The sequence below is a fragment of the Mobilicoccus pelagius NBRC 104925 genome, assembly GCF_000247995.1.
GTDB lineage: Bacteria > Actinomycetota > Actinomycetes > Actinomycetales > Dermatophilaceae > Mobilicoccus > Mobilicoccus pelagius.
The window spans coordinates 1-12,814 of the sequence record NZ_BAFE01000049.1 but is presented as its reverse complement, the minus strand read 5'-3'; the positions used below and the strand labels follow the sequence as shown (position 1 = coordinate 12,814).

Genomic DNA, 12,814 nt, shown 5'->3' with positions numbered 1-12,814 from the left:
GTTGGTGCCCATGGGCCGGGAACCGGGGTAGAGCTTGGAGTGCGCGGAGGCGAGCGGCCAGGTGAGGAAGGGGCGCCCCTCCGGTCCGGACGGCACGCCGCGGGGGCTGTGGGGTGACATGACCGGGTCGGAGACCTCGGTGGGGGTGGTGGCTGTGGCAGCGGGCGCCGTGGTGGTCGTGGGGGTGTCGGTCGTGGCGCTCGGCGCAGTAGTCGTGGCGGTGGGCGCGGGGGTCGTGGTGGGCGCCGGGGTGGTGTCGGCGGCCAGCGCCGGGAGCGGGGCGACGAGGGTGACGGTGAGAGCGGCAGCGGCCGCGACGGTGAGGCGACGCATGGTCATGGGGTTCTCCTCGGTGGCACCTGCGAGCCTCGTTACTCGCAGGTAAGAACGACCGCAGGCTAGGCCCGCCTGGGTGCCTCCGTCAGGACCGGTGGTCATGCGTGCGGATCGCCTGCGGTTCCGTTGGCATCCGTGCACGGGTTCCTCGTCGGGCGCCGCGGCCGCGGTGCGCTCCCGGAGGAGTGCGTCGGAGCCGATAGACTCCGGCCCCGTGGCACTCACCATCGGAATCGTCGGTCTCCCCAACGTCGGCAAGAGCACCATGTTCAACGCCTTGACGAAGAACAACGTGCTCGCCGCGAACTACCCGTTCGCGACGATCGAACCGAACGTCGGGGTGGTGCCGCTGCCCGATCCGCGGCTCGACACGCTCGCCGAGATGTTCGGCAGCGAGAAGATCCTGCCCGCGACGGTGAGTTTCGTCGACATCGCGGGCATCGTCCGCGGTGCCTCCACGGGTGAGGGCCTGGGCAACAAGTTCCTCGCGAACATCCGCGAGGCCGACGCCATCTGCCAGGTCGTGCGCGCGTTCGACGACGACGACGTCACGCACGTCGACGGCAAGATCGACCCGGCCTCCGACATGGAGACGATCAACACCGAACTCATCCTCGCCGACCTGCAGACCCTCGAGAAGGCGGTGCCCCGCCTCGAGAAGGAGGTCAAGGGCAAGAAGGTGGACAAGGCCGTCCTCGACGCCGCGGTCGCGGCGCAGAGGACGCTCGAGGCGGGTGACACCCTCTTCGCGAAGGCCGACGACCTCGCCAAGCAGGGCGTCGACGTGGGCCTCCTGCGCGAGCTCGGGCTCATGACCACGAAGCCGTTCCTCTACGTGTTCAACGTCGACGAGGACCAGCTCACCGACACCGACCTGCAGGCCAGGCTGCAGTCGCTCGTCGCACCGGCCGAGGCGATCTTCCTCAACGCCAAGCTCGAGTCCGAGGTCGCCGAGCTCGACGACGACGAGGCCGCCGAGCTGCTCGAGTCCGTCGGGATCACCGAGCGCGGTCTGGACCAGCTCGCGGACAAGGGCTTCCGCACCCTGGGCCTGCAGACCTACCTCACGGCCGGGCCCAAGGAGTCGCGCGCCTGGACGATCCGCCAGGGCTGGACCGCACCCCAGGCCGCCGGCGTCATCCACACCGACTTCCAGAAGGGCTTCATCAAGGCCGAGATCGTCTCCTACGACGACCTCGTCGCCGCCGGCTCCATGGCCGAGGCCAAGTCCGCCGGCAAGGTCCGCATGGAGGGCAAGGAGTACGTCATGCAGGACGGCGACGTCGTGGAGTTCCGTAGCGGATTAACCTCTAGCGGCAAGAAGTGAGCCAGCCTCCTGCGCTCGATTCGGCGAGGAGCCTCCTCGAGGATGTCGCTTCCCTCCTCGACCATCATCCGGCTCAGAAGGACCCGAAACCTGGGAAGCCTCCGGGGCCAGGCTACGGGCCTTTGCTCAGGGCTGGCACCGCCCTCTGTTACACGGCGTGGGAGGTCTATGTTGAAGAGGCGCTGCTCGAGTCTGTGAGCTGGCTGCTCGACAACCGATCGCCCGAGGACCTTCCTGAAGCGCTGCGTACGTGGGTGGCGGATCAGAACGGTGACCCATGGGCGTTCGTCGGTGACTCGTGGCGTGCCGCTGTGCTTGGACTTGTGCGTTCCCGCCTTGAAGGAGACGCGCAAGGGCGGTTCGGGTTCAACACCGCGAGCGTTTCAGGCGTCGAAGGGCTCTACAACCAGGTCCTGGGGTACAGTCCACTGCGAGCAATCCGGTGGCAGAAGAAGTCGAATGCAGCCGTACGGAAAGACATCTCGACCCTTGTGGAGGTGCGCGGCGAGATTGTCCATCGAGGAACCACGCCAGGGGGGTTGAGCCTCGGCGGAGTTCGTTCATGGGCCGACTTCATCCGACGGTTGACAGAGAAGTTTGACGCGGGCCTCGTGGAATTCCGTACAGGGATTCCGTCTGGGAGTAAGAAGTAAGCGCTAGGTCGCATCGGTGCGGGCGAGGAGGGCACACCATTGTCGAGACTGACGGAGCTGCTGCGGCAGGCACGCAAGGCCGATCCGCAACTCGGTGCTGATCTGGAAGCCGAGATCGCCGCGCTCACCAAACGTCGCACGTTCGGTCTCGTCTTCGAGCAGCATCAGCCCGAGGCTGTCGAGCTGCCCGGCAAGCCGGTGCGTCGCGGCGACAAGGTACGAGTGCTTCCACCCCGTGGATCGTCGGGGGCGCGTGATCACCGCCTCTGGCGCGTCGACCGAATCGAGAAGGCCGACGGAGTTCGCCTGGCCCATCTGAGTGAGCTCGGCTCCGACGAGCCCGAGAGTCAAGTCGTGCTATGCGAGGTTCTCGTGGCCGTGGCCGAGTTCCGCGACCGCATCTATCCCGGCCTCATCGAGACTGATCGTGTCGAGCACGCTGAGGGCAAGCCGTTCCATACGGTGGTCAACTCCGAGAACTTCCACGCCCTCGAGATGCTGACCTACACGCATCGAGAGTCGGTCGACCTCATCTACATCGACCCACCCTTCCCCCGAAAGTGGGGGTGTTGCGGGGTAGTGTGTGGCCATGTCGAGCTCGACCCCGGTGATGTGGAGGCTGGGCCGCTCGCTGCTTGAGGGACACGGGGTGAGCACTTCGGGGGCGGCTGAGCTCGTCGCGAGGGAGCGATCAGCAGGTTTGGGTCCGGGGCAGCCCTTCCTGCTCCGACCGGACGGCGCGCCCGACGTCGACGTGCTGGCCTTCTTCGCGTCGGCGAGCTACAAGTTGCTCTCGGAGCAGACCCAGTTGTCCTACGCCAAGGATCTGCGTCTCTTCTTGAGTTTCCTGGAGTCGCAGGGAAGGCCGTGGAGGGAGGCGACGCCTTCTGATCTTCTGGATTTTGAGTACTGGCGTCGGCGCGATCCGGACAACGAGCACCGAGTCTCCGGGGCGAAGTTCAGTCGTGAGCTTGCGGCGTGCAAGAAGTTCTTCGCCTGGCAGCACAAGCATGGTGTGACCGCCAGCGACCCGGCCGCCGATGAAGTCGCTTCTGCTGGGGGTGCCGGCTCGCGTTCGTTGCGGCCCCGCGATGCTAGGCCTGTCCGGGTGAAGTGGATAACACCGGGCGCGTACCGGCAGTGGCGGGACGTGGGCCTTGCCGGCCGGCTGCCAGATGGCTCGGCCGACCGCTCCTGGCGCGGGCGCAACGATGGACGCAACCTGGCTTTCGCCGACCTGCTCTGGTCCAGCGGGTTGCGGCTGAGGGAGGCCGGCACGTTGTTGGTGCAGGAGCTGCCCGCCGTCGATAACCCCGGCCAGTTCCTGCGGGCAAGGGTAGGTGCTGGCGTCGCCAAGGGACGGGGCCGGGACTTCTGGTTGTCCGCCTCCGCGCGTCGACAGCTGGAGGCCTATGTGCTCTCCACCAGGGCCGAGGCGGTGTCCCGAGCTCGACGTGAGGGTCGCTACGAAGACATGCCGGGCCGTCAAGTCGTGGTCGGCCAGGACCGTTCGGGCCTCCGGGTGCGGGACGGGGACGGACAGGTTCGAACGACCACCCTGGACCAGCTCGACTGGCGCGACCGCGCCCGTCTGTTCGTCCAGGAGGAGGCAGGGCTCGCACCGGCCACGCTGTTCCTGGGCGACTCGGGGCTGCCGATGCGGTACGAGTCCTGGGAGGCGGTCTTCTCGACCGCCAACCGGCGGTGCTCCCAACTGGGAGTCCCGGTCTCCTGCTACCCGCACATGCTGCGCCACTCGTTCGCGCTACGGATGCTGGTCACGTTGCTGCACGCGTTCGACCGGCGGATGGGCCTGACGCCGGAGGAGCGTAGGGACTACCGGATGCTGTTCGGCGACCCGTGGATCCTGGTGCAGACCTTGCTGGGGCACACGAACCCTCAGACGACCCGGGACATTTACCTGGAGCCGGTCTCGGGTCTGCAGGTCGACCTGTTCCTCAACGCCGGGGACTCCACGGGGAGCGAGCAGGAGTTCACCGACTTCGTGCAGCGGCATCTGGCCGCGACCGGCCTGGTCAACGACGGCGGGGGTGGCCGAGGGTGACGCCGGTGTCGATGCCAGCAGCGGGCTATCGCCGCCCCGAACGGTTGGACCCGACCGGGTTGGTGGTGTCCGTCATCGGCACGGACGGGCAGGAGGCCGGCCCGTTCGACTTCAGCGTGGCCCCAGCCCACGGGCAGGTACGCAAGCAGCTGGTCGACGCGTTCGCCGCGGCCACCGGACCGGACGGCAGGTGGCGCTCAGCTACGTCGATGAACACGGCGCACCGCACCTCGTTGGCGTTCCTGCGCAGCCTGGAACCGCTGGGGATCAACATCGCCACGTTGAGCGACTTCGCCCCGGAGCATTGGTGGACCTGGCGTGGTGACCGGGAGGCCCGTAACCGGTGGCCTGGTCAGGTGAACATCATGCGGGTCCTGCTCAAGGAGGTACCTGAGGTCGGCGCCCTGGCCAGACGCGCCCTTGCCCAGCGGACCCACAAACCACGCAAGAGGCTGTACGACTCCTACTCAGTCGCCGAGTTCGAGGCCATCCGCCGCCGCGCCGGCGAGCTGGCCCGGGTGTGCGAGGCGAGGATCTCGGCGAACGTCGCCGCGCTCGAGCGCCACCGTGAGGGGCGGCTTGACGACGGTCCCCGTGTTTCCTATGGCGGGATCAACCTGTCCCGGGGAGCCCTACTTGATCGGCTCGTGCAGGACGGGCGGCTGCGGTTCGGCCGAGGCCAGCACGAGGCTTCCATGCACGCCGCTACCGTCCTGGGCACCGGGGATTTGCACCCCACCTACGCCCTCTTCCCGACCAGGGTGGAGGTGTTGTCGATCATGGCAGCGCTGGTGTGCGACCGCGGGTACAACCTGTCGACCTTGGAGTCGATGGTGGTGCCCGACCTTGGCTCCGAACCCGGGCGGGACGAGGTGCTGGTCTCGCACCTGGACAAGCCGAGGCGGGGACACCGCAGGTACTTCACCAACTCTTTCTCCGGGGCTCACGCCCGGACCTTGCGCACCGCGCTGACGATCACCGCACCGGCCCGGGAGTGCATGGAGAACCTGGGACATGCCACGGACCGGCTGCTGATCGCCGGTTCCTCGAGCGGGGCCACCGACCACGCCACCAGGTGGTTCGTCACGAGTGGCTTCACCAAGGGCGGCACAGTGTGCCGGTGGGACCAGCTCGCTGACCTGCGGGATGACGACGGGGGCCTGCTGCACCTGCATTTCGGGCGTCTGCGCCTGTCCGAGCAGGTCATCAACCGCAGGTCCAGCCAGAACTCCGCCGCGGTCAGTGAGGACGTCTACCGTCGACCGGACCCCCTGACCGCGCACCTTCACCAGGGCGTGATCCTGGAAGGCCAGGCGGCGGCCGTCGAGCACGCCACAGACACGGTGCGGCTGCGCTACGCGCCTGTGCAGGACCTGGGCCTGCCGGCGCAGACGGCCGACGCCGTCCGCTCCGGCAGTCTGGACACCGCGGCGACGGCGTGCCTGGACTTCAACCACAGCCCGTTCACCCCGGACGGAGAGCCCTGCACCGCCTCCTTCCTGATGTGCATGGCCTGCCCGAACGCGGTCGCCACGCCCGCGCACCTCCCCCGGCTAATCCTGCTGGATGAGGCGCTGGACAACCTTGCCTCGGTCGACCCTGCCCGCTTCGACGCCCGCTACCGGCAGCACCTGGACCGGCTGCAACACCTGCTCGAGTCCAGCACCACCCCCGCCGAGCGAGCCACCGCCCGTGACGAGGCCACCGACGCCGACCTGGCAGTGATCGAACGGCTTCTGCGACGGGACCTGGACGCATGACGACAGCAGCAGCCCCGGACCGCCTGGGTGGGTTCCCGGCCCGTTGCATTCCATCGCTTCCGGCTGCCGGGGCCACGGTCGTTCCCGGCGGCTCGGTCTTCGGGGACGAGGTCTGGGACCTGAGCCCGTTGTGCCCGCGACCGACCACCCGGTGGATCCGGCTGCACTTCACCCACTGTCCCGAAGCGTTACGCGCCGATCTGAAACACTTCTTCTACCTGCTGCTGACGATGGACACCCCGCTGGAGCAGCTCGACCGGCCAGCCAGTGCCCGGAAACGGCTCGCGCCCTCCACACTGAAAACCCTGTTCGAGGACCTCAAACCGTTCTTCGGCTGGTTCGAGGAACGCGGTCTGAGCGCTCTCGCCGAGCTCGACGAGGACGACCTTCGCGAGTACGCCGCCCAGGTCGCCACGGCACCGGTCGGGCAGAACCCCAAGTCGCGTCGCCTGTTCGGGCTCAGCAGGCTATGGCTGCTCAGCCCCTACATGCGCTCGAGCGCCCGGTTGAGGCAACCGTTCTGGGAACGCGAAGGCATGGAGCACGTCATCGGCAAGAGCGAATGGACCGCGGAGAACAAGTCCATCCCCGTCCACCCGGCCACCATGTCCGCACTGCTCGTGTGGTGCCTGCGACTGGTCCAGGAGGCGCCACGCCTGCTCCACCTGCTCAGCCTGAGCCCGAGTCTCCCCCGTCCCGCGTCGGGCGGTCCGACGTCCCTGCCCTGGAGCGGTGAACTCGGCCATGACCGGGCCGAGACCCATCGGCGAGTAGTCAGCACCGCGTGCCTGATCACCGTGGCCTACCTGACCGGGATGCGAGCTGATGAGGTCCTGGGCCTGCGTCGCGGCTGCTGCACACCCACGGCCAGCACCCCCGGCAGATCTGCGGCCGGCTACGAGATCAGAGGCCGCACCTACAAGGCGGCCGTGGCCGAAGGCCGGAGCCTTCCCGAGGGAGTCGACCGCGAACACCCCTGGGTCGCCATCAAGCCCGTCGCGGACGCGATCGCAGTCATGGAGGGCCTGCACGAGGGTGACCTCCTGTTCAGTGACACCCTCTTCAAGGCCCGCGTGAACGGGACCGACCTGGACCCTGGCGGGCCGTCGTCCAGAAGGGTGATCGACGCGATCAAGCACCTGACCGGTTGGTGCAACCAGCGCGCGAGCGACCTGGAGCGTCCCCAGGACGTCCTCCCGGAGGACCCTGACGGACCGGTCAACCTGCGACGACTACGCCGGACCCTGGCCTGGTTCATCTACCGCCGCCCCGGCGGCCGGGTCGCCCTCGGCGTCCAGTACGGCCACCTGCACGCGGCCACCACGGACGGGTACGGCGGCAGGGCATCGACCGGCCTGCGAGACCTGTTCCCGATGGAAGAAGCCTTCGCCCTCAGCGACACCCTGCACCGGGCCGCCGAGCACCTTCAAGCACACCCGCACGTCGGCGGTCCGGCTGCCGCCCGCTACCTGGGCGCAGCCGGCGAGTACCGCGACCGTTTCGAGGGCCTGGCCCTGACGACCAAGCAGGCGGCGGCCCTCATGGCCAACCCGGCCATGCGCGTCTACGACGCCCCAGGCCAGACCCTCGCCTGCTGTTTCGACCCCCGAAAGGCGCTGTGCCGCAAGGACACCACCGCGCGGACGGCAGCCACCCCGGACCTGACGGCCTGCGACCACCGGTGTGCCAACATCGCCCGCACCGAGGAGCACATCAACACCACCCGATCCGAGCTGGCCGCGCTGCAGGAAGAGCATGACTCGCCAACGACACCCGAACCGTTGCGACACCGTATCCGCGCCCAGATCGACAGGCGAGAAACCATCGTCACGACCCACCGCAACGAACAGGAAGAGGGTGGGCGGTCATGAGCGAGCACGAACCAGAACGCCGGACCATCCGGGAAGCAATGACCAGACTGCTGGACGGTCAGCCGGTCCGCTCCGACGGCAAGCTGACCATCAAGTCCCTCGCCGAGGAAGCCGGCGTCAAACGGTGGATCCTCACCCACCGACACCAGGACCTCCAGGCTGAGTTCCGCGACCGGATCGCCACGCACGGCACCGACCCCGAACCAGTCAGGGCCCTGAAGGAACGAGTCGAGACCCTGACCGAGGAGAACGGCCGCCTGCGTGAGCAGCTGCGGGAGACCAGATCGACCATCGCGATGCTGGAGCGGCACATCGCGGTCGAGGCCCTTGAGTCCAACCGCTCCCCAGCTGCTCCCACCCCGGCAAGGAAACTGCGGCCGGTACCTGAACCAGTCCAACCGGCCGAAGAGCCGCCGTCCGATCCGAAAGGCTGATCTGGCCAATGCGTCTGAATGCAAGCAAGACCGTCAACTGGAGCGACCCCGCAACTCATGCCGGCGTCACGACGGACAAGGTTTTCATCGGGCCCGACCCGTTCGGCCTAGGGGGTGTCCAAGTCGCCGTCGGACGGGCAGCGACTCCACCCTCTCGGCAGGCACTTCGCGACCTGTTCGCTGCGCGTCGCGGCAAGACCCAGTTGCAGCTCGTCGTCGCAGTCGTCAACGGTTCGACCACTCATCTCTTCGGACCAGACCCGCTCGCGCAACCCATCGAGATGCCGACGGAGCAGGCGCAACGGCAACTCCAATCAGTTCTTGAAGAACCTGATGTCCTGGCGGCGACCGAGCGCGTCGCCGGCTTCCGGAAGGCCCACGACTCCACCGCTGTCGCAGGCTTCACGAACAGCGGTCTCTTCGCGACCCATCACCTGACCCAGAACGTTCCTCAGCGCAACGACTGGGAAGCCCTCAACCGTGCCGGCGCCGCCATGCTGAGCACCCGCGGACAGAAGCTCATCGACGCTCTTGGATTCAAGACCAAGCCGGCGACCGGTGGAGCCGTCCTGCTGTCGACCCCCACCGACGCATCACGTGCCGTCGCGGTGCTGCTCGACGACACCGAGCAGTTCGACTCCAAGAGCCCCCGCTTCCAGCTGTCTCCCGTCGCCTATGGCCTAGCAGTTGCTGCGCAGCAGGAGGTCCCGTGGCTGGTGGTCCTGCGCAAGGACCAGATCCGCCTCTACCCCGGCCGAGACGGCGTCGGTGTCGGTTCCAAGGGTCAGGCCGAGACCTACTTCGAGATCGACCTGTCAACGGTCGACGCAGCCTTCGCAGGGCTCCTGCCGCTGATCTTCACCGCAGACGCGCTAGCCGTAGCTGGCACGACAGACCAACTGCTGGCCGAGAGCACCCGGTACGCCACCGAGCTCGGAGACCGACTCCGGGAGCGGATCTACGAAGAGATCATCCCCTCGCTCGCTGTCGAGGTCGCCAACCAGCTCGCCAAGCACGCGCAACTGCGGCTCGACGCCGACGGACTGGCGGTCGCCTACCGGGTCACACTGCGAATCCTGTTCCGGCTCCTGTTCCAGGCATACGCCGAAGACCGTGGACTCCTTCCGTCGGGCCGGAACGAAGGTTTCGACGCGAACAGCCTCAAGACCAACGCCCAACGCCTCATCACCACCGCCGACAGTGACTTCGGAGACTCCGTGACGTTGTGGCTGGACCTGGTGCAGGTGTGGGACGCGATTGACCAAGGGAACACCGCCTGGCAGATCCCCGCTTACAACGGTGGGCTCTTCTCCTCCGACCCGGACAGGTCACCCGACGGTGCCCTCTTCACGAGGATCAAGTTGCCCGACAGTGCCCTCGGGCCTGCCCTGAGGCGCCTGCTCATCGACACCACCAAGGACGGGACGGAAGGGCCTGTCGACTTCCGGTCCCTGTCCGTGCGCGAATTCGGCACCATCTACGAGGGCCTGCTCGAAAGTTCGCTGTCGAGGGCTGAGCAGCCGCTAACGGTCGACAAGTCAGGGGCGTGGGTGCCGGCCAGGGACGGGGACACGGAGTACGCCCCGACCGGCTCAGTGTACTTCCACAGCGCCTCCGGCGAACGCAAAGCCACCGGGTCCTACTTCACCCCCAAGGTCGTCGTCGACCATCTCATAGAGCGGTCCATCACTCCAGCGCTCAATGAGCACCTCACCAAGATCGAGACCCACCTCAACAACGGCGACTCGGCGGCTGCCGCGCGCGACTTCTTCGACTTCCGCGTCGCCGACCTCGCCATGGGGTCCGGGCACTTCCTCGTCGCGGCGGTCGACAAGATCGAAGCACTAATGCGCGGATTCCTTACCCAACACACGGTCCCCGGGGTCACTGACGAACTACTTCGACTCGCAACCGCAGCGAAGGATGCTCTCGGGAGCGACGACGTCGCCAAGTCCGAGGTGGACGAGATCGGACTCCTGCGTAGACAGATCGCCCGGCGGTGCATCTACGGTTTCGACGTCAATCTGATGGCGGTTGAGTTGTGTCGACTCGCGTTGTGGATTCACACCTTCGTGCCCGGCCTGCCCATGAGCAACCTGGATCACGGTCTCGTGCATGCCAACAGCCTCACTGGAATAATCACTATTGATGAGGCGCTTGATGCACTCAACCCAACGCGGAAGCCAGGAGAGGAAGGGCTCTTCGACTCTGTGCTGACTGACAGCCTCTCTGAGGCCCGAACCCTGCTCGCTGACGTCGCGAATGCCTCGGAAGCTACCATGAGTGAAGTTGAGGAGAGTGCACGCCTGCTCGCTGACGCAGCTATTGCTGCTGAGCCTGCACGCAAAGTCTTCGACGCTGCAGTTGCTGCGCGACTGGGGAAGATTGACGTCGGGCTAATCTTTAGCGAAGAGCAACTCTTGGCGCTGGGTGAACGGCCTACTGTCGTGGATGTTGTCAACCTGCTGCGCCCAGCCCACATGCCGTTCTTGTTCCCGGAGGTGTTTCTGCGCACGGAACCAGGGTTCGACGTGCTGATCGGCAATCCACCTTGGGATAAAGTTAGACACGAAGCGCAGCAGTTCTGGGTAGTTAGGGACCCTGGTCTTAACGCGTTGCCCGCGGCCGATCGCGAGGCGCACATCGAGCACCTTCGAGCGATCCGCCCTGATATCGCTGCTGATGAGCAGACCGAGCAAGAGCAACGTCAGTTACTGCAAGACGTTGCCCGCAAGGGGTACGAATTGCTCGGCGTTGGCCATTTCGACTTCGCCAAGATGTTCGCGGAACGCTATCTTTCGACCTTGCGCTGCGGCGGCTCCCTTGGTGTGGTCATGCCCCAGGGGGTGCTCCTGTTGGGCGGCTGGGCGAAGTTGCGTCAGGCACTGCTGCGGAGCGGTTCGGTCGCGGTTGTAGAGGCGCGGAACACCGGGGGTTGGATGTTCCAAGACGTGCACAAATCGACGGCTATCGTCTTCCTGTCCCTCACGCGCACCCATGGGGAGAGGCCGCCTGAGGTCGCCATCTATCCCGGTGCTACTAGCCTGGGCCACTTCCGAGAAGTTGTGGAACATGGCCCGATGCGTATTCCGCTCAGTGAAATTCAGGAGCTGACGGACGACATGGTCGTGCCATGGTTCAATTCGCCTCAGGACGAGAGTGTTTTCTCAAAGATGCGTCACCATGCAAAGCTGGGCGGAGAGGACGTCGGTTGGATCGAGGGTAAGAGCGACTCTTCCCGGTGGGACTTCTCGGGCTCTGGTAAGCACAAGAGTTACGGGGCGACGAGCAAGCTTAGCGAAGGCTCTTGGTGTGTCCTCATGACCCGACACGTGGACCAGTATGCCATCGCGGATGATCCTTTCCGAAAGTTCATAAATGACGTTCGGGGCCTGGCTAGAGAGCAGTCGGAGAGAGGTCTGGTGCGAGATGGTGATCAAATCGTACTGAGCGAGGATCACCCCTTTATTACGTATCGTTTTCCGTCGCGAAACGATGATTCGCGGACGCTGATCGCTACGGCGCTACCAGCTCAAGGGTTCCTGTACTCAACTGGGTACTCACACGGTATCGTCCACCCCCAAGGGACGTCAGTGCGTCGTAAGCTGGCGCTCCTGGGATACATCAACAGTTTAGTTGCGGACTGGTGGGCGAGACGTTTTGTCGACCGCCATGTTGGTTCTCGTATAATCAATGGCGTCCCCCTTCCGGATTGGTCCGAGGCGGAGATTGCCGAAGCGGCTGGTTACGTTCACGAGCTCCTTGCGCGGGGAGGGCTACGCAACCTGCCGGGCGGGCACGTAGTTTCCAAGGCGGCGCCGTTCGCTCGGATGTCGGATACGGACATCCGTGTTCAGCTTGATCGGCTAGCAGTCCTAGGGTTCGGGCTGGGCGCTGATGACGTGGCGATCGTGCTCGCCGACTTCAAGGAGACTAAGGACTCAGTCCCAGCGTCCTACCGGTCTTCGTTGCTCCAGGCTCTACGGGGGGCGACGCAATGACCCAACTGCCAGATTTCGCGACGAACCACTCCGCTAACGAACCGCCGGTCCGCGTCGCTGACCGGGTGAATGACCTGCTCCGGTTGCTGCGCCAGAACAAGGTGACCCCACCTCCAGTGGCGATCGCGACTGCATACATCAACCCCGGCGGATTCGGTCTGCTTGCAGGGGAGCTGGAGCAGGCACCCCGGGTGCGGTTGTTGCTTGGGGCCGAGCCGGAGCAGGAAGCGGTCCGCGCGGTAAGTGCTCATGACGCCGCGATGGACTCGCGCATTGATGCCGCGGTTGAGCAGCACGATGCCTGGCTCGCGGCCGAGCGGGACACGATGGGCTTCGCCCGCCAGCCCGACGCTGACGCCCGCCGCAT

The 12,814-nt window shown here is 66.1% G+C and carries 9 protein-coding genes; all 9 read left to right on the top strand.

What is annotated here, in order from left to right; genetic code table 11:
• Window positions 1-550: 550 nt before the first annotated feature.
• Window positions 551-1,663 (top strand): redox-regulated ATPase YchF, encoded by a 1,113-nt coding sequence (ychF, locus tag MOPEL_RS06875; protein ID WP_009482152.1) that lies wholly within the window; start codon window positions 551-553, stop codon window positions 1,661-1,663.
• Complete coding sequence (locus MOPEL_RS16585) at window positions 1,660-2,316, top strand: hypothetical protein (RefSeq protein WP_009482151.1); 657 nt, start codon at window positions 1,660-1,662, stop codon at window positions 2,314-2,316. Before ychF ends, MOPEL_RS16585 begins: the two co-directional genes overlap by 4 nt.
• Before the next feature lie 39 nt (window positions 2,317-2,355).
• The gene (locus MOPEL_RS06870) at window positions 2,356-2,955 is read left to right on the top strand and encodes a hypothetical protein (RefSeq protein WP_009482150.1); all 600 of its coding nucleotides are present in this window, start codon (window positions 2,356-2,358) and stop codon (window positions 2,953-2,955) included.
• Window positions 2,906-4,381, top strand: coding sequence for a tyrosine-type recombinase/integrase (locus tag MOPEL_RS06865; RefSeq protein ID WP_245544734.1), 1,476 nt, complete (start codon window positions 2,906-2,908; stop codon window positions 4,379-4,381). Before MOPEL_RS06870 ends, MOPEL_RS06865 begins: the two co-directional genes overlap by 50 nt.
• Before the next feature lie 11 nt (window positions 4,382-4,392).
• Window positions 4,393-6,141, top strand: coding sequence for a hypothetical protein (locus MOPEL_RS06860; protein ID WP_040633394.1), 1,749 nt, complete (start codon window positions 4,393-4,395; stop codon window positions 6,139-6,141).
• Complete coding sequence (locus MOPEL_RS06855) at window positions 6,138-8,012, top strand: site-specific integrase (RefSeq protein WP_009482147.1); 1,875 nt, start codon at window positions 6,138-6,140, stop codon at window positions 8,010-8,012. The genes MOPEL_RS06860 and MOPEL_RS06855 overlap by 4 nt, the downstream gene beginning before the upstream one ends.
• Window positions 8,009-8,446 (top strand): hypothetical protein, encoded by a 438-nt coding sequence (locus MOPEL_RS15870; RefSeq protein WP_009482146.1) that lies wholly within the window; start codon window positions 8,009-8,011, stop codon window positions 8,444-8,446. The genes MOPEL_RS06855 and MOPEL_RS15870 overlap by 4 nt, the downstream gene beginning before the upstream one ends.
• Window positions 8,447-8,454: 8 nt before the next feature.
• On the top strand, window positions 8,455-12,447 hold the full coding sequence (locus MOPEL_RS17930; RefSeq protein ID WP_009482145.1) for an Eco57I restriction-modification methylase domain-containing protein: 3,993 nt from the start codon (window positions 8,455-8,457) through the stop codon (window positions 12,445-12,447).
• Window positions 12,444-12,814 (top strand): phospholipase D-like domain-containing protein (locus tag MOPEL_RS06840; RefSeq protein WP_009482144.1); only part of this gene is annotated, 371 nt, incomplete at its 3' end. The genes MOPEL_RS17930 and MOPEL_RS06840, both read left to right, overlap by 4 nt.

Excerpts from the sequence above, each read along its gene's own strand:
- MOPEL_RS06855 (WP_009482147.1), top strand. The coding sequence starts at position 6,138 with ATGACGACAGCAGCAGCCCCGGACCGCCTGGGTGGGTTCCCGGCCCGT.
- MOPEL_RS06865 (WP_245544734.1), top strand. The coding sequence starts at position 2,906 with ATGTCGAGCTCGACCCCGGTGATGTGGAGGCTGGGCCGCTCGCTGCTT.
- MOPEL_RS15870 (WP_009482146.1), top strand. The coding sequence starts at position 8,009 with ATGAGCGAGCACGAACCAGAACGCCGGACCATCCGGGAAGCAATGACC.
- MOPEL_RS17930 (WP_009482145.1), top strand. The coding sequence starts at position 8,455 with ATGCGTCTGAATGCAAGCAAGACCGTCAACTGGAGCGACCCCGCAACT.
- MOPEL_RS06860 (WP_040633394.1), top strand. The coding sequence starts at position 4,393 with ATGCCAGCAGCGGGCTATCGCCGCCCCGAACGGTTGGACCCGACCGGG.